Source organism: Mucilaginibacter gynuensis, from assembly GCF_039541195.1.
GTDB classification, from domain to species: domain Bacteria; phylum Bacteroidota; class Bacteroidia; order Sphingobacteriales; family Sphingobacteriaceae; genus Mucilaginibacter; species Mucilaginibacter gynuensis.
The window spans coordinates 1-23,961 of the sequence record NZ_BAABFT010000016.1 but is presented as its reverse complement, the minus strand read 5'-3'; the positions used below and the strand labels follow the sequence as shown (position 1 = coordinate 23,961).

The 23,961-nt window shown below is 44.5% G+C and carries 17 protein-coding genes and 1 riboswitch; of the genes, 4 read left to right on the top strand and 13 right to left on the bottom strand.

Annotation, left to right across the window (positions count from 1 at the left end; all coding sequences use genetic code 11):
* Window positions 1–73 precede the first annotated feature (73 nt).
* Window positions 74–186, bottom strand: a riboswitch (SAM riboswitch).
* 293 nt (window positions 187–479) lie between these two features.
* From ABD894_RS22445 to murQ, 3 genes are all read right to left on the bottom strand, one after another.
* Window positions 480–1,214 carry a Bax inhibitor-1/YccA family protein gene (locus ABD894_RS22445; RefSeq protein ID WP_345213327.1) on the bottom strand — a complete coding sequence of 245 codons (735 nt, stop codon included), beginning with the start codon at window positions 1,212–1,214 and terminating at the stop codon, window positions 480–482.
* A gap of 115 nt (window positions 1,215–1,329) precedes the next feature.
* Window positions 1,330–1,896 (bottom strand): hypothetical protein, encoded by a 567-nt coding sequence (locus ABD894_RS22440; protein ID WP_345213326.1) that lies wholly within the window; start codon window positions 1,894–1,896, stop codon window positions 1,330–1,332.
* An 86-nt stretch (window positions 1,897–1,982) separates the two neighbouring features.
* A complete protein-coding gene (murQ, locus tag ABD894_RS22435; protein ID WP_345213325.1) occupies window positions 1,983–2,792 on the bottom strand; it encodes an N-acetylmuramic acid 6-phosphate etherase in 810 nt (269 codons plus the stop codon).
* A gap of 104 nt (window positions 2,793–2,896) precedes the next feature.
* Between murQ and ABD894_RS22430 the strand changes: the two genes are divergently transcribed.
* A complete protein-coding gene (locus ABD894_RS22430) occupies window positions 2,897–4,495 on the top strand; it encodes a S41 family peptidase (RefSeq protein WP_345213324.1) in 1,599 nt (532 codons plus the stop codon).
* Between the two features lie 339 nt (window positions 4,496–4,834).
* Window positions 4,835–5,299 (top strand): DUF559 domain-containing protein, encoded by a 465-nt coding sequence (locus tag ABD894_RS22425; protein WP_345213323.1) that lies wholly within the window; start codon window positions 4,835–4,837, stop codon window positions 5,297–5,299.
* A gap of 346 nt (window positions 5,300–5,645) precedes the next feature.
* On the opposite strand, the gene ABD894_RS22420 is transcribed toward ABD894_RS22425, so the two are convergent.
* The 6 genes from ABD894_RS22420 to ettA all read right to left on the bottom strand — a co-directional run bounded on the left by ABD894_RS22420 (window position 5,646) and on the right by ettA (window position 15,200).
* Window positions 5,646–8,783 (bottom strand): efflux RND transporter permease subunit, encoded by a 3,138-nt coding sequence (locus ABD894_RS22420; protein ID WP_345213322.1) that lies wholly within the window; start codon window positions 8,781–8,783, stop codon window positions 5,646–5,648.
* Between the two features lie 66 nt (window positions 8,784–8,849).
* A complete protein-coding gene (locus ABD894_RS22415; protein WP_345213321.1) occupies window positions 8,850–9,947 on the bottom strand; it encodes an efflux RND transporter periplasmic adaptor subunit in 1,098 nt (365 codons plus the stop codon).
* Between the two features lie 25 nt (window positions 9,948–9,972).
* Window positions 9,973–11,241 (bottom strand): TolC family protein, encoded by a 1,269-nt coding sequence (locus ABD894_RS22410; RefSeq protein WP_345213320.1) that lies wholly within the window; start codon window positions 11,239–11,241, stop codon window positions 9,973–9,975.
* 92 nt (window positions 11,242–11,333) lie between these two features.
* Window positions 11,334–12,692: an ATP-binding protein gene (locus ABD894_RS22405; RefSeq protein WP_345213319.1), complete on the bottom strand. Its 1,359-nt coding sequence runs from the start codon at window positions 12,690–12,692 to the stop codon at window positions 11,334–11,336.
* Between the two features lie 4 nt (window positions 12,693–12,696).
* Complete coding sequence (locus ABD894_RS22400) at window positions 12,697–13,377, bottom strand: response regulator transcription factor (protein ID WP_345213318.1); 681 nt, start codon at window positions 13,375–13,377, stop codon at window positions 12,697–12,699.
* Window positions 13,378–13,520: 143 nt separating this feature from the next.
* The gene (gene ettA, locus ABD894_RS22395; RefSeq protein ID WP_345213317.1) at window positions 13,521–15,200 is read right to left on the bottom strand and encodes an energy-dependent translational throttle protein EttA; all 1,680 of its coding nucleotides are present in this window, start codon (window positions 15,198–15,200) and stop codon (window positions 13,521–13,523) included.
* 433 nt (window positions 15,201–15,633) lie between these two features.
* Here ettA and ABD894_RS22390 point away from each other — a divergent pair, with 433 nt between their 5' ends.
* The gene (locus ABD894_RS22390; RefSeq protein WP_345213316.1) at window positions 15,634–18,168 is read left to right on the top strand and encodes an ATP-dependent Clp protease ATP-binding subunit; all 2,535 of its coding nucleotides are present in this window, start codon (window positions 15,634–15,636) and stop codon (window positions 18,166–18,168) included.
* A 484-nt stretch (window positions 18,169–18,652) separates the two neighbouring features.
* Here the strand turns inward: ABD894_RS22390 and ABD894_RS22385 are convergent, their stop codons facing one another.
* Genes ABD894_RS22385 through ABD894_RS22375 form a run of 3 tightly spaced genes read right to left on the bottom strand, consistent with a single transcriptional unit; the run spans window position 18,653 to window position 22,312 of the window.
* Window positions 18,653–19,867, bottom strand: a complete 1,215-nt coding sequence (locus ABD894_RS22385) for a carboxypeptidase-like regulatory domain-containing protein (RefSeq protein WP_345213315.1) — start codon at window positions 19,865–19,867, stop codon at window positions 18,653–18,655.
* Between the two features lie 9 nt (window positions 19,868–19,876).
* Window positions 19,877–21,073, bottom strand: a complete 1,197-nt coding sequence (locus ABD894_RS22380; protein ID WP_345213314.1) for a carboxypeptidase-like regulatory domain-containing protein — start codon at window positions 21,071–21,073, stop codon at window positions 19,877–19,879.
* 15 nt (window positions 21,074–21,088) lie between these two features.
* Window positions 21,089–22,312, bottom strand: a complete 1,224-nt coding sequence (locus ABD894_RS22375) for a carboxypeptidase-like regulatory domain-containing protein (protein WP_345213313.1) — start codon at window positions 22,310–22,312, stop codon at window positions 21,089–21,091.
* Window positions 22,313–22,401: 89 nt separating this feature from the next.
* Between ABD894_RS22375 and ABD894_RS22370 the strand changes: the two genes are divergently transcribed.
* Window positions 22,402–22,800, top strand: a complete 399-nt coding sequence (locus ABD894_RS22370) for a hypothetical protein (RefSeq protein WP_345213312.1) — start codon at window positions 22,402–22,404, stop codon at window positions 22,798–22,800.
* 70 nt (window positions 22,801–22,870) lie between these two features.
* On the opposite strand, the gene ABD894_RS22365 is transcribed toward ABD894_RS22370, so the two are convergent.
* On the bottom strand, window positions 22,871–23,686 hold the full coding sequence (locus ABD894_RS22365) for an enoyl-ACP reductase FabI (RefSeq protein ID WP_345213311.1): 816 nt from the start codon (window positions 23,684–23,686) through the stop codon (window positions 22,871–22,873).
* Window positions 23,687–23,961: the final 275 nt, after the last annotated feature.

Genomic DNA, 23,961 nt, shown 5'->3' with positions numbered 1-23,961 from the left:
CTTGATACCTGATACTAATTACTTGATACTATAACAGCTTATCTCGAAAAGTCGGGCGTGTGTATTTGACTTTCGCTTATCTTTCCTAACCGGTCCAGTTGACTTGTTAAGTAGAATGTAGCACCTTGTAAGTACAGGTTGCTAAGACATCGCAGGGTCTAATCCCTCCGTCTTTCTCCATAAGCAGCACAAAGGTGCATAATAAAGTTTTAATGTGCAATAGGCTTTTGGCTTATGTATATAAGCGAAATGCAATATTGTTGCAGGAAGGGTTTTAACTCACCCCGCCTACGCTTCGCTGGGCGCCCCTCTCTTTCGCAAGCGAAAAAGAAGGTATAAGTATTACATGTTCCGTAACATTCAAAACAAAGCCCTCTTTGCGCAGCAGAGAGGGTGATCCAGCGAAGCGTAGATCGGGTGAGTCCACAAAAAAAGCCGCATTTACATGCAGCTTTTCAAATATTGTATAATCAATACTATTACTTTCTGTTGCCGCTGAATACACGCAGTAACATCAAGAACAGGTTGATAAAATCAAGGTACAGGGTTAATGCACCCATGATCGCTATTTTTTGAGTTGACTGATCGCCGTACTCTAAACCGGCACCAATACGTTTTAGTTTTTGTACGTCATAAGCGGTTAAGCCAACGAATACAGCAACACCTACATAGCTGATGATCATGCTTAAGCCGGAACTGCCGATAAACCAGTTAACAATTGAGGCTACAACAATACCTATCAGGAACATACCTAAAATTGAACCGAATTTGGTAAGATCCTGGCTGGTAGTATAACCCGCTATAGCCATTATACCGAATACTACCGATGCGGTAATAAAAGTACCATAGATCATTCCGCTTGTATAAGCTAAAAATATGAAACTAAGGCTAATGCCCATCATTACCGCGAAACCTAAAAAGAACACGGCCAGCATGGCAAATGACAGGCGATTGAATGCAAAACTCATCGTTAAAACAAAAGCCAGCGGCGAAAACATAACGATTGTACCCAAGCCTGTTCTGCGGCCTGTATTAAAATCAACCAATGAACTGATCAGCGTTTTGTCGTGCGCAAACACCCACGCGCATATTGCCGATATACCTAATGCCACAAACATCCATAAAAACACGTTCGCAATAAATTTGCGCGATGCAGCTGCATCTTCATTTACAAATACACTATCATAAGTGTAATTACTTTTATTAATCTCCATTTTTATTATATGGTTTAAATTGTACGAATTTACTAAAAATTACCCTGCTTAAAATAATTACCGCGGCTAATTTGTTGTTATAACAGTTAGACGAATTTCGGGCCCGATGGTTTAATCAATTAAGCCTTTTCATCAGCTGTTCTTCTACCTTTTTAAATACCTGTACCGGCTTTAATCCGCGCCAGCTCAGGTTATCGAGTTCGCCGCCGAAGTTGATGTAATAGTCGATATTGTTTTGCTTAAACTCGGCTATCACATGGTCGCGAAAATTAACACCGGCAATCCAGCCATCTTCCACATCCTGAAACCATTCCTCGTAATAACAATCGTCGGACGAGTGGTAGTTCAGCACGTTTTCGCCGATCAGCACAAACTTGGTTACGCCAGCGTCAATCATCAGCTCCAGCAGTTCGCGCTTCATCAGCATAATATCGTTATTGATGGCATCGTTCCACTCGCCAATCAGTTCAATAATGGAAAAGCCCTTATCGTAATCAACAAACAGCACCTTCAGGTACAGGGTATTTGAGCCAAAGGTATCCCATTGCGGGTGAAGCAGGTAATTATAGATCTGCTTATCAAACTCAAACTCGTTGTACTGCGTAGCATAAAAAGGTGATAGCTCATCCTCTGATGCTATATAATCATCCCGCCAGCGGTAATATGGCTCTATCTCGTGCATTTTTTAAATTCAAAAGTTAAAAGTCAAAATTCAAAAGCCTTGAAAGTTCCCTTTTTTGACTTTTTACTTTTGAATTTTGACTTATTTTATATTTTGTTGAAGCTCTCAACTGCTTTGCGTACGCTGCCGTGTTGTTTCAGCAGGGTGGCCGCTTCCGTTTCGGGCAAGCCTGTTTCGGCCATTACCATTTGGGTGCCGCGGTCTATCAGTTTGTTGTTTGATAGTTGCATATCTACCATTCGGTTACCCTTTACGTGGCCAAGCTGTATCATGGCGCTGGTAGTAAGCATGTTCAATACCAGTTTTTGCGCGGTACCGGCCTTCATGCGGGTTGAGCCCGTTAAAAATTCCGGACCGGTTACTACCTCTACCGGGTATTGGGCTATAGCCGCAACCGGGCCGCCACTGTTACATACGATACAGCCCGTTAAAATATTGTGCTCGTTAGCGTTTTTTAACCCGCCAATTACATAAGGTGTTTTGCCCGATGCCGCTATGCCTACCAATACATCCTTATCGTTAATGTTATAGGCCGACAGATCTTTCCAGGCCTGCTCGGCATCATCCTCGGCAAACTCAACCGCTTTGCGTATGGCGCCGTCGCCCCCGGCTATAATACCTACTACCAAATCCAACGGAACACCAAAAGTTGGCGGGCATTCGCTGGCATCAACTACGCCTAATCTGCCGCTGGTGCCCGCACCAATATAGAACAACCTGCCACCCTTTTTCATCCTTTCGGCAATGGCGGTTGCCAGCGCCTCAATTTGCGGCAAGGCCTTTTCTACCGCCAGCGGAACGCTTTTGTCCTCGGTATTAATGCTTTGCAGAATCTCCGCGACGGTCATCTGCTCCAGGTTATTATAGTATGAACTCTTCTCGGTAGTAGCTTCCATTTTTCAATTTAGTTGAAACAAAATTCGGTAAAAATCATCAAATACTACAGCTAATTAATAATTGGTATCCCGGGCAATTGTTATCTTTGTGTTAAGCGCTATTTATGAAACAAACAGCATCCGTAATTTTCCGTTCAACCCTGCTCATACTCATTGGTATAGCCCTGGGGCTGTTCATTAGCGATAATGGACTTACGGGGAGGCGTATGGGCTTGTCGCTTTCGGGTACTGACGATAAAATGTCGAAAGTGCTGGAACTGGTGCAATATAACTACGTTGATTCGGTAAATGTGGATAGCATAACCGGCGTTACCGTTAACGAACTGCTGCAAAAACTCGATCCGCATTCGCTGTATCTGCCGCCGCAACAGGCATCGGCTTTAAGCGAAAAACTGGAAGGCGGCTTTACCGGCGTGGGTATCGAATACCTGCTGCTGCGCGATACCTTTGTGGTTACGCAAGTATATGCGGGTAGCCCGGCGGCACGCGCAGGTTTAACCGGCGGCTGCAAGATCATCGATATAAACAACAAAAAATTCGCGGGCACAGGCCTAACCGACGATCAGATCAGTAAAGCCTTACGTCAGGATAAAAGCAAACCCATCCTGTTTACCGCTATTGCCCCCGGCGAAAAGGAGGCCAAGCCATACCTTGTAAAACCAGGCCGTGTAACATTGAGCAGTTTAGATGCCGCTTACATTGCAGGCAATAACACAGGCTACATCAAAATAGGCAAATTTGCCTCCACTACAGATAAAGACTTTCGCGGAGCACTCAACAAGCTGAAAGCCGAAGGCATGAAAAAACTGGTGCTCGACCTGCGCGGCAATGGCGGTGGCTACCTCAATACCGCGACCGCCCTGGCCGACGAGTTTTTAACTAAAGGCAAGCTGATTGTTTACACCAAAGGTGTGCACGAACCCCGTACCGATTATTTCGCTACAGATTCAGGCGCGTTTCAGCAAGGTAAACTGGCCGTATTGATCGACGAATATTCGGCCTCGGCCAGTGAAATTTTAGCCGGAGCATTGCAAGATTTGGATCGTGCCGTAATTGTTGGTCGCCGTTCGTTTGGTAAAGGATTGGTGCAGCAGCAATTTCCGTTTGGCGATGGCTCGGCCATTAATCTTACCGTGGCCCGGTATTATACTCCATCGGGCAGGTCGATACAAAAATCGTACAGCCACGGGGTGGAGAGTTATCGTCGTGAGCTATCAGAACGCATGAAAAAAGGTGAACTTTTCTCGGCCGAAAACATCCGTAACGACAGTGTTTTCAGCAAGCAATCGCCTTACCGTACATCAAGCGGCAAACAAGTATTCAGTGGTGGCGGCATTATGCCCGACGTATTTATACCTGCCGATACCGCACAAACCACCCGCCTTATTCAAAAACTAAGTTCGGCACAGGTTTTTACCGCTTACATTGTAGACAGGATGCAGCCCCTGCTGAAAGAATACCCACAGGCCGATGGTTTCATAAAAAATTACACGCCAACCGATACCGATTTTAACAGCTTTATACAATACGCCTCGCACTCGCTCAAGCACATCGACGAGCCGGAAGTACAGCTATCAAAAACCGAAATAAAATCGCTGCTTAAAGCCTACGCCGCCCGCTTCAAATGGGGCGACACTTACTATTTCCAGGCCATCAACATCAACGACGCCACGCTAAATCAAGCGATAGCAAGTGTGGAGTAGGTTTCGAATGTGATGTTTTGATGTGCAGATTGATCTGATGTGCAGATATGCAAATTAGTAGATGTGCAGATGATGGAATGATGCACTTTTTCCATATCCCTTCCTCGGAGGGGCGAGCGCAAGCCCGTGCGATGGCGGGGTGGGTTTCTACGCCAAGCAAGTTAATCCAATAGCTTTTTTGAAAATGAATAGCAGTAGTACTTCGGTTACGATAGCCCCGCTATCCGCTTATACTACACAGGCATTAAGCTCGGGGCCGGTATCGCTGCTATCGGGTTTAAGGGGCTTTTGCATTTTTATTTTTTGCATTATATTTATAACCTAAACCTTTTTACAATTATGAAATGCTTAGAATGCAAATGCAGCATCTATCAGGATGTCTATAATTATTCTGTATACAATTTTAATGTACCATTGTGCCGCGCACATCAAAATTGGATTAAAAATCACGTTGCTACAGATGATGCTATTCAACTGTATTTTTTACTAAAAGAAAATGGAGTGCCCGCCGAACTCGAAAAATTTGATGGCTATAAATCAGTTGACATTGTTATTGAAGCGGCCAAAGTACATATAGAAGTTGACGGCGGTCATCACAATTATGATAAACGACAAGCACTGGCCGATTTAAAAAGAACATTCCACTCCTTTAGAAGAGGGTATATAACACTACGTATTCCTAATTCTCTAATCCGTTCACATGCTTTCGAAACAGCCGATTATATAACCGACTTTTTAGAGCTAAACCATAAACGGCAAGCCAATAAATCTTTTTCCCTTTCAAATTTGTTTAAGAGGCTTTAAATATCGCATAAACCCACCCCGCCACCGCGCATTCCCTACGCTCGCCCCTCCGAGGAGGGGAAAGGAGAAGATTTGCGGATTTTGCCAAAACGGTCACCTGCATAGTGTCAATTAATATCGTATAAACCCACCCCGCCACCGCGCATTCCCTACGCTCGCCCCTCCGAGGAGGGGATGGGAGAAAACATCATCTGCACATCTGCTAATTTGCACATCTGCACATCAAACTCTATCTACACATCAAAACCATTAGCGCACCCAAAACTATCCTATTCAAAAAAGTAGCCCCCAGCATTTACACGCTGAGGGCAGGGGGTATTTATATATAGATAATTAAGGGGAACGGTTAGCTGTTGATAGCGCCTATCTTTTTGAGCAGTTTACGGTTTTCACGCTTGCGGATGAATTTGTAAACTATCCCGTAAATAATAGGGAGTATCAGCAGGGTTAGTATGGTAGAGGTTACCAGTCCGCCAATTACCACTATGGCGAGTGGCTTTTGGGTTTCTGAACCTATACCGGTTGATATGGCGGCAGGCATTAAGCCGATGGCAGCCATAAGAGCGGTCATTACAACGGGGCGTACCCTTGATATTACGCCGGTAAGCAATGCTTCATCAAGGTGTTTACCTTCCTCCAGGTTTTTGCGGAACACCGAGATAAGGATTACCCCGTTCTGGATACACACCCCAAACAGCGCGATGAAACCGATACCGGCAGATATACTGAAGTTGGTTTGGGTAATATGCAGTGCCAGTATCCCGCCAATAAGGGCAAACGGTACGTTGAGTATTACCAGTATAGCATCTTTAGCATTACCAAAGGTGGTATACAGTATCAGGAAGATCACCAGTAAACAAACCGGTACCACATGCGCCAGGGTGTTAGAGGCACGGATCTGGTTTTCGAATTCGCCGTTCCAGGTGAAGGTGTAGCCGCGTTTAAGTTTTACGGCATCGTTTACCTTTTGCTGGGCTTCGGCAATGGTGCTGCCCAAATCGCGACCGCGTACCGAAAATTTCACCGCGATATAGCGCATATTGTTATCCCTGAAAATGAATGCCGGACCAATGAGTTCTTTAATGGTAGAGATCTCCTTTAGCGATATTTTTGAACCATTAAGGGTAGGTACCATCAGCGATTCTATTTTTTCTTGCGTAGCACGGTATTGTTTCTGATAACGTACGCGGATATCAAATTTGCGTTCGCCCTGGTATAGCTGGGTGGCAGCCTTACCACCAATGGCCATTTCAATTATTGCATTGGCATCGGCGGTAGCTACATCGTAACGGGCCATCTTTTGCTGATCAAGCTCTATCCTGAACTCGGGCTGACCAAGGTTACGCAGTATGCCCAGATCTTCTACACCCTTAACCTGTTTAAGCGTAGCCATCACTTTGTTGGCATCCTCATCGAGCACGTTAAAATCGGGGCCGAATATTTTTACGGCCATTGATGCTGGTACACCAGCCACGGCCTCGGCCACGTTGTCAATAATAGGCTGCGAATAGTTGAATATGATGCCGGGATACAGGCTTAACTTTTTATCCATTTCGGCAATCAGTTCTTCCTGGGTGATGTGCCTTTTCCAGTCCTTTTTAGGGTAAAGGTCCACTTGGATCTGCACGTTAAAGAAGCCTTTAGGGTCGGTACCATCATTGGTACGGCCTACCTGCGACAGGGTTTGTTTTACCTCCGGGAACTGTGACAGGATCTGCCTCATTTTGTTGGTAATGTTAACCGAGTTCTCTAATGAGGTACTCATCGGCATTTGCGCGGTTACCCATAAGGCCCCCTCGTTTAGCTGCGGTAAAAACTCCGATCCTAAGAACTTGGCCGATGCGAAGGTGAGCGTCATGCAGGTTAGGGCGACGAGCAGGCTTAGCTTTTGATTTTTGTAAGTAAAGCTAAACATGCGGCGGATCCCGTTCTCAAAGAAGATCACTACCGGGTTGTGTTTTTCCCTCACATTCTTTTTAAGCAGGATACTTGACAAAGCAGGCACCAGCGTAAGCGTGAACAGTAGCGCGCCCAGTAAGGCGAAACCCAATGTATAGGCCAGCGGCGAAAACATTTTACCCTCTACCTTTTGAAAGGCGAATATTGGAATGAGGCAGGTAATGATAATGAGCTTGGAGAAGAAGATAGCCTTACCCATTTCACTACCCACGTTTTTAAACAAACCCAGCTTGGCCAGGCCGTTAAATTTCTGCATCCCAACTTCCTTCGCCTTGTGGTCAAGGGCGACGAATATGCCTTCCACCATTACCACCGCTCCATCTATGATGATCCCAAAATCTACCGCACCCATAGAGAGCAGGTTGGCGCTCATGCCCTTTAGATGCAGGCATATAAAGGCGAACAGTAGTGCCAGCGGTATAATAATGGCCACGGTTAAGGTGGTGCGCCAGTCGGCCATAAACAAAAACACAATAACGGTAACCAGTACAATACCTTCAACCAGGTTATGCAACACGGTTTCGGTACAAAACTCCATCAGCGTGGTGCGGTCGTAAAAGGTGCTTATTTTTACATCCGGCGGCAGCACGTTATCGTTCAGGTCGGTCACCTTATCGCGTATCCTTTTCAATACTTCGGCAGGGTTTTCGCCTTTGCGCATCACCACAATACCTTCTACCACGTCGTTATTCTTATCCCTGCCAACCTGGCCCAAACGAGGCAGCCCGCTCTCTTTAATATCGGCTACGTTGCGGGTGAGGATAGGCACACCGTTGATGTTTTTGATAATGATGTTCTCTATCTCGCTGATGTTGTTGATCAAACCTATACCACGTACCACAAAGGCCTGGTCGTTCTTTTCAATTACATCGCCACCTACGTTAATGTTACTGCGGTTAATGGCGTTGTACACATCCAGCGATGTTAAACCGTATTTTTGAAGTAAAGATGGATTAACGCTTACCTCGTAATCTTTCTCCTCACCGCCAAAGCTGTTAACATCGGCAACACCGGGGATGGCTTTAAACTGGCGGTCGAGCACCCAATCCTGTATCTCGGTAAGGTCGTGTATTGATTTTGTCTTGCTTTTCAGCGTATAGCGAAAAATTTCGCCGGTAGGGCCATAAGGCGGCTCTACTTCGGGTTTTACACCATCGGGCAGGTCGGCATTGCTTAGTCTGCTCAATACCTGCTGCCGGGCAAAGGCATCGTCAACGTCGTCATCAAAAATAATGCGGACATAGGATAGCCCGAAAGATGAAGTAGTGCGCAGGTTAGCCTTTTTTTGTACCGAGTTAAGCACGGTTTCCATAGGGATGGTCACCATTTTTTCTACCTCCTCGGCGCTGCGGCCCGGCCATTGCGCTATAATAATGATCTGGGTGTTGGTAACATCCGGAAATGTTTCGATAGGAGTATTCATATAACTCCATACACCCAATACAGCCAGCACCCCGGTAAGGAAAAATATAAACGCCCGGCGCCTGAGTGAAAAATGTATAATGCTTTTAATGAGGTTATTCATTGCAATTTATGTAGTACAGTGTATGTTCTGTAGATTTAAAAAATTAGGTAAAGCAACATCGGGTGCTTACTCCGCGATTAAGGCGTTGTACAACAGTAACTGGCTTTTTGAAATGATCTTATCGCCCGGTTTTAAGCCCGATGAAATGTAGGCCGTGCCGTCAACGGTTTTTATTATGCTAACCTCGCGCACCTGCAAATCGCATTTGCTGTTGTATAGCACCACGTAGTTCTTACTATTATCGAATATAATGGCCGCCGCCGGGATAGATACCGCCTGGCCTGGTTCGCTATTGGTGATCAGTACATTGGTGAACATCTCCGGCTTTAACAGCAGGTCGGCATTTTGCAGGGCGATGCGCACCGTCATTACTTTAGTATCAGGGTCGAGCACCGAATTAACGAGGTTCACTTTACCGGTGAATACCTTATCAGGGTAAGCTATGGTGGTTACTTTGGCATTAAAGCCTACCTTAACCTTTGATATATCGGTCTCAAACACATTGGCGGTTATCCACACATCTTTCATATCTGATATGGTGAACAAACTGCTGTTATTATCCGGGCGGATGTAGTTGCCCGCAGCGATGTTCCTTTCTACAATATAACCATCGCGTGGTGCTGTAATTACCAGGGTGCCATTGGCATTGGTATTGCCTCCGCCATTAATGGCTATTTGCTGGCGAACTTTGTTATCGGCATTTTCGGCTTTGTTGTAATTCTCTTTGGCCTCGGTATAATCGCGTTCGCTGCTGATGCCGTTCTTGTACAGGTATTCGGCTTGTTGCAACTGGCGTTTGCTGATGGCCAGATCTGCCTTGGCCGATGACAGATCAGAATAGCTGCCCGCCACATCGGCACTTTTTAAAATGGCAAGGGTTTGCCCCTTGCTCACTTTATCTCCCAATGACACCTTCACTTCAGTTACCTGCCCACTTGCAAACGGGAATATCTTTACTACCTTATTTTCATCAAACGATACCTCGCCCGATAGCGCCAGTTCATCTTTCATGGGCGATGTTTTGGCGGTATCGATGGTTACCATTTTCGCCAGTGAATCGCTAATGCAAACCTGCTTGGTTTCCATGGTACCTGTTTTCTTTTCTTCGCAGGATGCCAGGGCTACCATACCGGCAAGGGCTATATATATTGCTGCTTTTTTCATCTTTTTATATGCTGAAATATTTTGTTTATAGAGGATTTACTACTGTGGTGCCAACGGCATAATTAATATCGGCGATAGCCTTTTGCAGGTTAAGCTGCTGCTGTAAAATTTTAAGCTTGGTTTCTTTGTACGAGTCGAAAAAGTCGATGAACTCCTGCAACCCTATCTGCCTTTCTTTAAAGCTTTTGAGCATGCTGGTATACAGTTGGTCGTACTTATCGTAAAAGTCGGTTTCGTTTTTATTGAGCAGTTGCTGGCTCAGGCGGTATTGGTTAACGGCCGAGTACACATCATTGGTTAACTGCAATTCGCTGTTCTTAAGCGTATACTCCTGGCTTTGTACAGCCAGCCTGGCCGATTTTATACTGCCCTGGTTACGGTTGAACAATGGCAGCGGTACGCTAATCTGCAAGCCCACATAGTTGTTGGCATAGCTGCTATGCTGATCGAAAGCGGCACCTACAGTAACATCAGGTACGGCCAGTGCTCTTTGCAGGGCAAGGTTATCATTACTTTGGGTGAGGCCGTATTTGTTCACCAGGTAATCGCCACGGAAGGTTTTTGCCTGTTCGGCTAAAGCGGCTGCATCCAGCGGGGTATCGGTATTGCTAAAGGTAATTTGCGGGGCGATGAATTGATCAGGCCTGGTAGCCAGCAATGTTTTCAGCTCGCTTTGCAGATCGTTCAGTTGGCGGTCGTTCTCCACCAAATCATTTTGCAGGCTGAACAATAACGCCTTTAAACGGATAAGATCTTTTAAGGACGAGTTACCTGCCTGGTACGATTTATCAATGGCGTTAACCAAATTGGTAGCCGAAGCAATTTCGTTCTTGTAAACCTTACTCTGATCGGCCAGTGTAGCTACCTGTGAAAAATCGAGCAGCAGGTTATAGTGCAGGTTACGCATCAGGTCGTCAAATTGCGCCTGCTGTATATTGGCATCATCAGTAGCCAGGCGCACCTGCTTACCGCGTTTGCCGGCAGTTTGTATCAGCTGGCTTAGCTGTACAAATATTTGCCCGTTGCCGTTGGCATGGTTAAAATATTTTTTAGAGGCATCGGTAATATTTTGGTCGGTGCTTAGTACGGGGTTGTCCCAAAGTTTGGCCTGTTGTATCATGGCTTTGCTGGCATCTACATTATACTTTTGGGCAAGCAGGCTCAGGTTATTGTTGATGAATAGTTTTTCGGCATCCTTAAACGACAGCTTAAGGGTATCGGTTTGGCACCAGGCGGTTTGGGTAAAACCTGTGGCCAGTATTACTATGAGTAATTTTAAATATTTCGCGGTCATCTTATTTTGATCTGTTTGACTAAATCAAAACTATTGTACCCGAATTAGACCCGAATTAAACCGACATTAGAAAAGCATTAAAATTGATTTGGCTATTTGGCAAACTCAATAATGAAGGTACTGCCCGCTTCGCCATCGCTTACAACGGCTACTTTTCCCTTGCATAACTGGATGATTTTGCTGGCAATGTATAGCCCTACGCCGCTGCCCGGGATGTTTTTAACACTTGCCGAGCGATAGAAAGACTGGAATATTTTACCGGTATCGGCAGCCTTAATGCCGGGGCCTTTATCAGTAATGGTTATTTTAATTTGGCTGATACCTGCCTCAAAGTAAATATCAACAGGTTGAGTGCCCGAATATTTAAAGGCGTTATCTATAATATTATTAATGGCGATGTACAGCAGCGGCTTGTTAGCGAAGATGATCAGCTCGTTCTCATCCTCCGGCAGATCGGCAAATTTGAGGTTGAGCATACCCGGGCCCTGCCTGGCTGACCAATGCTCTTCCAGTTCCCATATTAGTTCATCAATACGCACCGGCGATAGCGTAGCCTGTGTGTAATTAAAATCAACCTGGGCCAGTTCCATCAGGCTGGTAATGGTTTCCTGCAAGCGGAACGCATCTGCTGAGATGGATTGCAATACCCTTTTATATTCTGTGCTGCTGCGCTCTTTGGACAGGGCCACATCCACCTCGCCCATAATACTGGTAACAGGCGTGCGCAACTCATGCGACGCGTTGGATACGAAGGTTTGCTGTAACTCAAAAGCGTTTTCCAAATGCTCCAACAAACTGTTGAAATTACTGATGAGGTCGGCAATTTCGTCCTTGTTCTTTACGCCATCAACCCGCAAATGCAGATTGCTCGATCGTATTTGCCGCATCTGGTCGATGATCTTTTTTATGGGTGCCAGCGCGTTTTTAGCGAAAATTTGCCCGGCAAAAAAGGAGATCAGCATAAATATCAGGAACAGCAGCACGGCCGTTTTGCCCAACATCATGGCCCGTCGCGAAAAACTCTTATCAATAGCCGAAGCCAGTATCACAAAATCGCCCTGGTTATCTTTATACAACTTGCCCACTACCTGGCGCTCGCCTTCCTGGTATTCAATATACCCATCCCGGCGTACCTGATCAATAATAGAAGATGTCCAAAACACATTATTATGGGTATTGAAGGCGATGCGGTTATTCTTGTTATAAATGCGGATCACCTCATCGGGGAGTTTTTCGAGGTAACGCTGCTGTACCTGCAACATCGAATCAGCATCAATTTCATCTGCCTTTAAATACAATTGCGAGGCTACATTGGTACGGTCGGTAAGGCGCTCTATAAAATCGGCCCGAAAAAAGGAGAACACTACGAAGTAGATCACCACCAAAACTATCAGCAATGCCCCCGAACTAATGAGGGTAAAATATAACGATAGCCGGGTTTTGATCTTCATGCCACTATTGCTCCTTTAATATATACCCCATGCCAATCACCGTGTGGATCAATTTTTTATCAAACCCCTTCTGTATCTTATTACGCAGGTAATTCACATACACATCAACCATATTGGTTTGGGTATCAAAGTTGAACCCCCATACTTTCTCGGTAATGAATTCGCGAGAGAGTAACCTGTTAGGATTGTGTATAAACAATTCGAGCAGAGCATACTCTTTAGCGGTAAGCATAATTTGTTTACCGGCACGTTCGGCTGTTTTATCCCAGGTATTCAGTTTAAGATCGGCAAAGGTGAGGTGATGGCTCCCCGTATCGGCAGGTTGCCTGCGGCGAAGCAATGCCTCAACACGGGCAAGCAACTCTTTAAAATGGAATGGCTTCAGCAAATAATCATCAGCCCCGGCATGCAAACCGTTCACCTTATCGTCAATAGTGCCTAAAGCGCTCAGCATTAATATGGGCAGCTGTGCTTTCTTTTGCCTTATTTGCCTGCAAACCTCAATGCCGCCAAGCAGTGGCAGCATAATATCGAGAATCACCAGATCATAATCGTTTTGCAGTACCTGCATCAGCCCGGCAATACCGTCAACCGCTCCCTCAACATGGTAGTTATGCTCCTGCAACCCCTTTGTAATAAAAGCGGCCACTTTCTCTTCGTCTTCAATGAGGCAAATTCGGTTCATATACTGATGTTATATGCAAATGTATATTTTTTATTCTTTTCGCCATTTTATTGATTAGTGGGTGGCTCCGCCGATTTTGATGGAAAAGTGTTAAAACAAAAACAGCCCCGATCTAATTTAGACCGGGGCTGTTAAGAATAAGATTATACGAGTTTTTTATACCTGATGCGTTTCGGCGCTACGTCACCTAAACGTTTTTTACGGTTTTCTTCGTAATCAGAGTAGTTACCCTCAAAGAAGTAAACTTGTGAATTACCTTCAAAAGCCAGGATGTGCGTACAAATACGGTCGAGGAACCAACGGTCGTGACTGATCACCACCGCGCAGCCGCCGAAGTTTTCCAGGGCTTCTTCTAATGAGCGGAGCGTGTTTACGTCGATATCGTTGGTAGGCTCATCCAGTAGTAATACGTTCGAGCCTTTTTTTAGCGTGATAGATAAGTGGACACGGTTACGTTCACCACCCGATAATACACCTACCTTCTTTTGCTGATCGGCACCGTTAAAGTTAAAGCGCGATACATAGGCACGCGAGTTAATGGGGCGGTTACCCACCATAATGGTTTCGAGGCCGCCGGTTACGTTTTCCCAAACAGATTTGTTAGGGTCAAGATCGTCGTGCATTTGGTCAACATAACCCAGGGCAACTGTTTCACCTACACGGAAGGTACCTGCATCGGGTTGTTCCTGTCCTGTAATGAGGCGGAAAAGTGTGGTTTTACCTGCACCATTGGGGCCAATAATACCCACTATACCCGCGGGCGGCAAGCTGAAGCTCAGGTTATCAAATAATAATTTATCGCCGTAGCTTTTTGTTACGTTGGTAGCCTCAATTACCACATTACCCAAACGCGGGCCCGGCGGAATGAACAGCTCCAATTTTTCTTCCCTGTCCTTAGTTTCTTCTGATGCCAGTTTTTCATAGTTCGATAAACGGGCCTTGCCTTTAGCCTGGCGGGCTTTCGGGGCCATGCGCACCCATTCCAGCTCGCGCTCCAAAGTTTTCTGGCGTTTGCTTTCGGTTTTTTCTTCCTGGGCAAGGCGTTTAGCCTTTTGATCCAGCCATGATGAATAGTTGCCTTTCCACGGGATACCTTCGCCGCGGTCAAGTTCCAGGATCCAGCCAGCTACGTTGTCAAGGAAGTAACGATCGTGCGTTACGGCAATTACAGTACCTTTATATTGTTGTAAATGCTGCTCCAGCCAGTCGATCGACTCGGCATCCAGGTGGTTGGTAGGCTCATCAAGCAGTAAAACATCGGGCTCCTGCAACAATAAGCGGCATAATGCCACACGGCGGCGCTCACCACCTGACAGTACCGCGATCTTGGTGTCAGGCTCCGGGCAACGCAGGGCGTCCATGGCACGTTCCAGCTTGGTATCAAGCTCCCAGGCGTTCACGGCATCTATCTTGTCCTGCAATTCGCCCTGGCGGTTCATCAGCTTATCCATGGCATCGGCATCGCTGTAGTACTCTTCCAGTCCAAATTTCTCGTTAATGTCTTCGTACTCTTTTAATATAGCGGTTATTTCGGCCACGCCTTCTTCCACCACTTCGCGCACGGTTTTTTCAGGGTCTAGCTCGGGCTCCTGGCTTAGATAGCCTACCGAGTAACCCGGCGAAAATATAACCTCGCCAATATTGGTTTTATCAATACCGGCTATAATTTTTAACAGGGATGATTTACCCGAACCGTTTAAACCGATAACGCCGATTTTGGCGCCATAGAAGAAAGACAGGTAAATATTCTTTAAAACAGTTTTTTGCGGAGGGTAGATCTTACTAACCCCAGCCATTGAAAATATGATTTTTTCGTCTGCCATAAGTATCAAAATAAAAAGATGTCAAATATGAGTGGAAATTATGCCTTTAGCAAATCAGTTTGGTATGATTTTGCGTATATCTTAATAACAGTTGTTAATGTGTCGTGTGCCGTTCTGTCATAAATAGTGACGAAATTGCCTTTGTTGCCATTTAAACAAAAAATATAGTGCGCTGTGTTAAACTTTTTAACAATTGCCACATCAAATTATTGTATTTCAATGCTTTTGTAAAAAAGAATAAAAAAAACGGTGTTTTATTGTTATATAATTGTTCTGTTTGCTTAAAATTAATAGATTGCAATATCATAACAGTGTCTGTTTTTATATAGCGAAAATTATTGGCAATGTTGTTGATAAATGTTGCACAGTACGTTTTTAACTATTAAAAATTGAATTAATAAATTAGGGACGTTCTTAATCAGAAAGGTATTATATGGAAGCTAAATTTTCGCCACGCGTTAAAGATGTTATATCGTATAGCAGGGAAGAGGCATTGCGCCTTGGGCATGATTATATTGGTACCGAACATCTTTTATTAGGATTGATACGCGACGGTGACGGTGTTGCAATTAAGTTGCTGAAGGGATTTAGCGTTGATACCGCTAAATTGCGCCGTGCCGTTGAAGATGCTGTTAAAGGAACAACAGGAACTAACGTAAATATTGGCAGCATCCCGCTGACCAAACAAGCTGAAAAAGTATTAAAGATCACTTATCTTGAAGCTAAGATATTTAAAAGCGATGTTATAGGAACCGAGCACTTGCTGCTTTCTATACTTCGCGATGAAGATAATATTGCCTCGCAGATACTATCGCAGTTCAACGTGAACTACGAGGTGTTTAAAGCAGAGGTGGAAGCCCACAAAAATGATGTAACCGACGAGATGCCGGGCTCATCAACAGGGGGGGAGGATGATTTTAAAGAAGAAGAATCATTCAGCCAGCCTAAAAAAGTATCAGACATTAAATCAAAAACCCCGGTACTTGACAATTTTGGCCGCGATTTAACCAAAGCCGCCGAAGATGGCCGCTTGGATCCGATCGTTGGTCGTGAAAAAGAGATTGAAAGGGTATCGCAGATATTATCGCGCCGTAAAAAGAACAATCCTATTTTGATAGGTGAGCCGGGCGTAGGTAAATCTGCCATTGCCGAGGGTTTGGCATTACGAATAGTGCAGCGTAAGGTATCGCGCGTATTGTTCAACAAACGTGTGGTTACTTTAGATCTGGCCTCATTGGTTGCAGGTACCAAATACCGCGGTCAGTTTGAGGAGCGCATGAAAGCGGTAATGAACGAACTGGAAAAATCGCCCGATGTAATTTTATTTATCGACGAGATCCACACTATTGTTGGTGCAGGTGGCGCTTCAGGCTCGCTCGATGCATCTAACATGTTTAAACCGGCCTTAGCCCGAGGAGAGATCCAGTGCATTGGCGCCACTACTTTAGATGAGTACCGCCAGTACATTGAAAAAGACGGCGCTTTAGACCGTCGTTTCCAAAAGGTAATGGTTGAACCGGCCACACCGGATGAAACTGTTGAAATTTTAAACAGGATTAAAGAGAAATACGAAGAACACCACGGTGTTACGTATACTCCGGAAGCAATTTTGGCCTGCGTTAACTTAACAACACGCTACATTACCGATCGCTTTTTACCGGATAAAGCTATCGACGCTTTAGACGAATCGGGTTCACGCGTTCACCTGACCAATATTCACGTGCCTCAAAACATATTGGATATTGAGCAAAAGATTGAGCAGATAAAAATTGAAAAGAACAAGGTAGTACGCAGCCAGAAGTATGAAGAAGCCGCTAAGCTTCGCGATACTGAAAAGCACCTGCTGGAAGAGCTTGAACAAGCAAAATCAGCATGGGAAGCCGAAACCAAATCGAAACGTTACACCGTAACGGAAGATAATGTTGCCGAAGTAGTATCAATGATGACCGGTATCCCGGTACAAAGGGTTGGCCAGGCCGATAGCGTTAAGCTGTTGCAAATGGGCGATACCATATCGAGCAAGATCATTGGGCAGGAAGATGCTATTAAAAAGCTGACACGTGCTATACAACGTACCCGTGCCGGTTTGAAAGATCCTAAAAAACCAATAGGTTCGTTCATATTCCTGGGCCCTACAGGTGTTGGTAAAACAGAGTTGGCTAAAGAGCTTGCCCGTTTTATGTTTGACACTGAAGACGCGCTGATACAAATTGATATGAGCGAGTACATGGAGAAATTCGCGGTATCACGTTTAGTGGGAGCGCCTCCGGGCTACGTAGGTTACGAAGAAGGCGGACAATTGACCGAGAAAGTACGTCGTAAACCTTACGCGGTAGTATTGCTTGATGAAATTGAAAAAGCTCACCCCGATGTATTCAACATACTGTTACAGGTATTGGATGAAGGCCAGCTGACCGATTCGTTAGGCCGCAAGGTTGACTTCAGGAATACCATCATCATCATGACCTCAAACATTGGCGCACGCCAGTTGAAAGATTTCGGACAGGGTGTTGGTTTCACTACAGCCGCCAAAACTACACAGGCCGATGCACACTCAAGAGGTGTGATAGAGAACGCGCTTAAACGTGCCTTCGCTCCTGAGTTTTTGAACCGTATTGATGATGTGATCGTGTTTAACTCATTGGGTAAAGACGAGATCTTCAAGATCATCGATATCGAATTGGCTTACCTGTTCAGCAGGGTTAACGGTTTAGGTTACAAAATTGAACTTACCCAAAACGCTAAAGAGTTCATAGCCGAAAAAGGTTACGACTCGCAGTTCGGTGCCCGTCCGCTTAAACGTGCCATTCAGAAGTATCTGGAAGATCCGATTGCTGAAGAGATACTGAAAGGCGAGCTTCATGAAGGTGATACCATGCAGGTAGACTACAACAAAGAGCTCGACCAGATCGTTATCCTCGACAGAAAAGGTGAAGACAAAACACCTGAAGAAGAAGAACAAAAATAAGTTAACATACTTATAAATATAAATGCCCCGCGTACTGCGGGGCATTTATTGTTTGGGGCAATAATTAACTGTCATCCTGAGCGGAGCGAAGAATCTTCTTTACCTTGCGGGTGAGCGATTAGATGCTTCGTGCCTCAGCATGACAGTGTTTAAAGGAGATTCCCTCGTCAGCAAACAGCTTCGGGCGAAAGCGGGCAGAACTTTGGAGATTACGAGCGCAAAGGCGGGCATAGGAACTTGTTGCATGAGGGTAGGAAATGAGCGGTGTGGCAAAAGTTCCAGCCCCAAGTTCTGGCTGCTTTGCAGGGTAATGGCCTCGTGCGGCAAAGAAGCCTTTTGCTGGACATGGGTTTTGTTACTTTTGCCCTCAAAAGTAATGGGCCTCTGCGGCCAAGAGCAGATTAATGTCAATTACAGCACAAGCTCAGCCTAAGTAGAGATTGCTTCGTACCTCGCAATGACGGTGTTTTATTAAAGCCAAATTTTACTTCCCCGGCTGATAGTCTACCGGCAATAGATCTGCCACCCGCAGCCTTGTCCAATACCCCGAAAAAGTGAGGCTTTTAGAACTGTTTAACATGCCATTGATATCAAAAGTAGCGTAGGATTTATCAAAGCTGATAATGGTGGCTTGTTTATTAGTGCTGAAACTGCCGTTAAAGAAATCGTAAATAGCACGTTCATCTTTCCGGTTATTATATATCACGAACAGCAGATCCTTGGGTTGTGTATCCAGGCGGATAGCGTATAAGCCTTTTCTATCGGTATTGGTAATGTAATCAAGCGGCGATAGTTCTGCTTTATCAAGTCTTAAAACCGGTATACCATCCCGTTTTTTGATATAGTATTGCAAGGAATCATTCAACTTTACAGGGCGACCGTCAATCACTTTTTGCGAGAGATAATCTATCCTGCTCCTGATAAAAGCAGTGTCTTCGGTGCCGTCGTTTACCTCACGCTTAATGCGGTAAACCGTAAATCCTTCGTCGGGAATGATGTTACCTATTGCCGAGCGGAAAAAATGCCTCGCCGAACCTTTGTAGGCATTTAAGCGGTTGCGCTGCCAACGGGCCTCGTCTTTGAGTTTTCCTTTCAGTTTTTCAAACAGAAAGTCGCCTTCGTAGCTTGTTTTGCCGGAGCCGTCATTGTCAGCATATTCAAAATCTTTAAGCAGATATTTTACTTTATAGCCCAAGGCTTTGTTCTCTATCTCCAAAAAGTCGTCGGCAGTGGCAGTAAGTATGTTGGTGATTTTATCAAAATAAAAGTTCACCACTTCGGGGTTCAATATTTTGCTTTGACGGGCATTGTCATACTTGCCCAAAAACTGCTCGGTGAAAATCTTAACGTATTTTTCGCGGTTAGGATCAATCCTGATGACAACGTCCTGCAATACGGTGGTTTTGGGGATAAGCTTGATGTCGGCAATGGTGATGCTCTTATCAATCAGTATTTCCTGGTTATAGGTTTCAAAGCCTATTGCCGAAACAGCCAGCGTATACTGCCCCGGCAGGGCGTTGTTTAAGGTAAAGGTACCATCGGCATTACTTTTAGTACCCACTGTGGTTTTACTCAAAAATACGCTGGCATCTGCAAACGGCGAACCATCTATAGCATTAACAATTTTACCGCTGATGCTGTACTGCGCAAAACAACATATCGGTAACAGGAATAACAAGAGCAATAGGTTTATCCGCATAATTTAGGGTTATTTATCGGGCCAATAATCGGCAGGTAAAAGCTCGCCGATACGTGAGTCGCTCCATTCGCCCGAAAATACGATACTACCCGAACTGGCAACTATGCCGTTATCATCAAACAAAGCATATGGCTTGCTAAATATAATAAACGTGGCAGATTTGTCTATTGTAAACGAGGTATTCACAAAATAGTAAGTGTTTTTGAGCACAGTTTTTTTGGTATACATTACAAACATAAGGTGTGTAAGCAGGTCATCGAACCGCAAGGCGTATAAGCCCGGCTGATCAGTTTTACTGAATATATCGGCCCTCTCCAATTTCGGCTGAACCAATTTTAGTCTCTCGTTTCCCGGCTTGCCAAAACTGGTGCTTGATATATCGGCATCAGTAATGTTTTTGAGCCTTAAAGTATCCTTATCTATCAATTTTTTAATAAGCAATTTATTAGGCAGTAACGACCAGCCTTCACGGGTTACTTTAAACACGTAAAACTTTTCCTTCTTTAAATTATTGGCAATAAGTGAGCGGAAGAAATGTTTAGGCGAGCCGTTATATGCCTCCTTTCGGTTCTCTTCCCATTCCTTTTCGGCCTTTGCATCGCCGGTTAATTTTTCAAACACATGCTCGCCGGTATATGAAGTTTGCCCGTACGATTCATTGGTTGAGAAATATTTTAGCAGGTATTTGATCTTATAACCAAGGGCCTTATTCTCTAACTCTATAAAGTCATCGGCATAGGCATAAAGCACATTGGCAGCCTGGTCAAAATCAAACCTTAATACTTCCGGATTCAGTATTTTACATTGCAACGCGTTGCCCTTGCTGCCAAGAAATTGCTTGGTGAACATCGCCAGGTATTTATTACGGTTTGGATCGAGCTTTATGGTTACATCCTGTAATACTGTGGTTTTTACTTTTAGGGTGATATTGTTAACAGCAATATTTTTGTTTACCATTATCTCCTGCTGGTACTTTTCAAACCCTACTGCCGATACAATGAGGGTATACTTGCCCGGCATAACATTGTTCAAGGTAAAGCTACCGTCATCATTACTTTTGGTACCCACGGTGGTATTACTTAACAATACGCTGGCATCGGGGAAGGCCGTATTATCAGTAGCGTTTACTATTTTACCTGTGATGCTGTATTGGGCCAGGCAGCCGAGGGGTAACAGGTATAAAAATATCAGGAATATCGTTCTCATAGGCTTGGTTTTGGGTTATTCATTTGGCCAGTAATCTACCGGGAGCAGGTCGGCCACACGTGTTACGCTCCAATCGCCGGAGTAGGCAATACTGCCCGCGCTGGTGATAATGCCGTTGCTATCGAACAAGGCATAAGGCTTGGTAAATGCTACAAAAGTGGTTGGCCTGTCGATTAAGAACCGGCGACGGTTCACAAATTCGTAAGCGCTGTTCATGGTGAGTTTTTTGGTGTATATCACAAACATGATATTTTTAAGCAGGTCATCAAAACGGAGCGCGTATATCCCGGGCTGATCTGTCGGGCTGAATATTTCTTTTGCCGTCAACTGCGGATCAATAATACGCAGTTTCTCCATTGGCGGGTTCTTTTTATTGTACTTCACCGTGTCTTTTTTCACTACTACCCGATAGCTGTTGGTATCATCTTTTACGCGGATGAGCGAATCGTTAACTATCAAACTTTTAACAAAGTTGGTATCCACAAACAAGGGTTTATGTTCGCGCACCACCTTGTAAACTGTAAAGCCATCTTTTTTGTAAGTATTGGCAATCAGCGAGCGGAAGAAATGTTTGGGCGAGCCTAAATAGGCTTCTTTGCGGTGTTTCTCCCAGCGGTGATCTTCGGATGAAGTGCCCTGCATCTTTTCGAACTTATACTCGCCGGTGTATGATACCAGCCCGGTTTTCAATTGCAGCGAAAATACCTTTAGCAGGTACTTGATGTTATAACCCAGCGCCTTGTTCTCTATTTGAATATAATCGTCTGCCGATGCGGTGAGTACACTGTCCTTATCTATTTTTAAACTGACTACCTCGGGATTGAGTATTTTGGTTTCTTTGGCGTTCTCGCTCCAGCCTAAAAGTTCCTGGGTGAATAGCTTAAGCCGTTTCTCACGGGCGGCATCAAACTTAATGGTAACATCCTGCAATACGGTGCTTTTGGGCAGCAGTTTCACATCGCGCAGGCTGAAATTCCTGTCGAGCATGATCTCCTCGGTGTGGCTCTCGAAACCAACTGCCGATACCACCAGGGTGTATTTTCCGGGCTTAACATCATTAATAAAAAATGAACCGTCAGCATTGCTGCGGGCACCTATAGTGGTATTGCTCAGGAACACGCTGGCATCAGGGAAAGGGCTATTATCCACCGCGTTATACACCTTGCCGGAGATATTATATTGGGCAAAGCAACATACTGGAAAGAACAATATTAGCGTTAATAATATCCTGAGGGACATAAATAAGGTATTGGTTAGTATAATTAATGTTAAAAGTAATTAAACCTTTCCTTATTTAGTTGTTCTTATAAATATAAAAAACATGTATTATGAAAAAAATATTAACTCTCGTTTTGTTACTAAGTGTGGGCCTGTTAGCCTCATCATGCCGTAAAGAAATCACTCAAATTGTTCAGCCAAATAAAACTGTATTGTTCAATCTTGATAAGTGGGAACGCAATTCATCTACCGGTATTTACTTTGTAACCTACAGCACTCCTGAAATTGATAATTACTTTAACGATAACGGCGCGGTACTGGTTTATTTTTCAAGAGGCGATAATGGTGTTTACGAACAAATACCACAAACTTACGAAGGTGTTTCGTACAGCTATACCCACAAGGCAGGTAGTATTGAAATTGATGCCGAAGACTCTGATGGTAACCCGCTAACCAGCGCGCCACCAACAGGTTTAATCAAAGTAGTATTTGTTGATTCGCAACCGTAATCAATAACGTTAATAAATGCAAAAAGCCATCCGTACACCGGATGGCTTTTTGCATTTATGTGGAATATGATTATTCTTTTTCCATTTGTTCGATAACCGCCTGGGTAACTCCGGTTGATGAAAAACCACCATCGTGGAACAGGTTTTGCATGGTAACCATTTTGGTAAGGTCAGAGAACAGGGAAACGATATAGTCTGCACAGGCATCAGCAGTTGCATTACCCAGCGGACTCATTTTTTCGGCATAATCAATAAAGCCATTGAAGCCCTTAATGCCCGAACCTGCTGTAGTGCGGGTTGGCGATTGCGAAATGGTATTGATACGTACGTTCTTTTTAACACCGTAATGGTAGCCAAAGTTACGGGCAATGCTTTCCAGCATAGCTTTACCGTCGGCCATGTCATTATAATCAGGGAATATGCGTTGGGCAGCAATGTAGGTTAAAGCCACAACTGATCCCCATTCGTTAATAGCATCGTGCTTTAAAGCGATCTTTAATACACGGTGTAAGCTGATGGCTGATATATCCAAACCTTTGTGGGTAAAATCGTAGTTGTTTTCGGTATAGTGAATGCCCTTACGTACGTTGATACTCATGCCTATAGAGTGCAGCACGAAATCGACACCGCCGCCAAAATGCTCTTTTGATTTGATGAACAGGTTTTCAATATCTTCATCGCTGGTAACATCAGCCGGAATAACCGGTGCTCCAATTTCTTCGGCCAGTTTATTGATGGCACCCATACGTAATGCGATCGGCGCATTGGTTAATACAATTTCGGCACCTTCTGCTTTGCAGTGCTGGGCAGTTTTCCAGGCGATCGAATTTTCATCCAACGCGCCAAATATGATCCCTTTTTTGCCTTTTAATAAATTATAAGCCATTTTGTTAGTTTTTAAAAGTGCGGTAAAGTTAGAATTATTTTTTTAGCTTTTACTTGGTATCATATCTTCTTGATCAGGCATCGCAAGCTAAAATGAATCATTGTAGTTTGTGCTTCGTTAGGAATGTTTCTGCGATTATTATCGTTAATGGATGTACTTTTTTCTTTTCGTGGCTGTTGCACAACTAACACAATGTTGAAAAGACATTAATAATGAAAGGCGAGGTGTTTCTTATCTTGTAATATGCAAGGGAAGAAAAGCCACCAGGAAAAGTT

Excerpts from the sequence above, each read along its gene's own strand:
- ABD894_RS22445 (WP_345213327.1), bottom strand. The coding sequence starts at position 1,214 with ATGGAGATTAATAAAAGTAATTACACTTATGATAGTGTATTTGTAAAT.
- ABD894_RS22440 (WP_345213326.1), bottom strand. The coding sequence starts at position 1,896 with ATGCACGAGATAGAGCCATATTACCGCTGGCGGGATGATTATATAGCA.
- murQ (WP_345213325.1), bottom strand. The coding sequence starts at position 2,792 with ATGGAAGCTACTACCGAGAAGAGTTCATACTATAATAACCTGGAGCAG.
- ABD894_RS22430 (WP_345213324.1), top strand. The coding sequence starts at position 2,897 with ATGAAACAAACAGCATCCGTAATTTTCCGTTCAACCCTGCTCATACTC.
- ABD894_RS22425 (WP_345213323.1), top strand. The coding sequence starts at position 4,835 with ATGAAATGCTTAGAATGCAAATGCAGCATCTATCAGGATGTCTATAAT.
- ABD894_RS22420 (WP_345213322.1), bottom strand. The coding sequence starts at position 8,783 with ATGAATAACCTCATTAAAAGCATTATACATTTTTCACTCAGGCGCCGG.
- ABD894_RS22415 (WP_345213321.1), bottom strand. The coding sequence starts at position 9,947 with ATGAAAAAAGCAGCAATATATATAGCCCTTGCCGGTATGGTAGCCCTG.
- ABD894_RS22410 (WP_345213320.1), bottom strand. The coding sequence starts at position 11,241 with ATGACCGCGAAATATTTAAAATTACTCATAGTAATACTGGCCACAGGT.
- ABD894_RS22405 (WP_345213319.1), bottom strand. The coding sequence starts at position 12,692 with ATGAAGATCAAAACCCGGCTATCGTTATATTTTACCCTCATTAGTTCG.
- ABD894_RS22400 (WP_345213318.1), bottom strand. The coding sequence starts at position 13,377 with ATGAACCGAATTTGCCTCATTGAAGACGAAGAGAAAGTGGCCGCTTTT.
- ettA (WP_345213317.1), bottom strand. The coding sequence starts at position 15,200 with ATGGCAGACGAAAAAATCATATTTTCAATGGCTGGGGTTAGTAAGATC.
- ABD894_RS22390 (WP_345213316.1), top strand. The coding sequence starts at position 15,634 with ATGGAAGCTAAATTTTCGCCACGCGTTAAAGATGTTATATCGTATAGC.
- ABD894_RS22385 (WP_345213315.1), bottom strand. The coding sequence starts at position 19,867 with ATGCGGATAAACCTATTGCTCTTGTTATTCCTGTTACCGATATGTTGT.
- ABD894_RS22380 (WP_345213314.1), bottom strand. The coding sequence starts at position 21,073 with ATGAGAACGATATTCCTGATATTTTTATACCTGTTACCCCTCGGCTGC.
- ABD894_RS22375 (WP_345213313.1), bottom strand. The coding sequence starts at position 22,312 with ATGTCCCTCAGGATATTATTAACGCTAATATTGTTCTTTCCAGTATGT.
- ABD894_RS22370 (WP_345213312.1), top strand. The coding sequence starts at position 22,402 with ATGAAAAAAATATTAACTCTCGTTTTGTTACTAAGTGTGGGCCTGTTA.
- ABD894_RS22365 (WP_345213311.1), bottom strand. The coding sequence starts at position 23,686 with ATGGCTTATAATTTATTAAAAGGCAAAAAAGGGATCATATTTGGCGCG.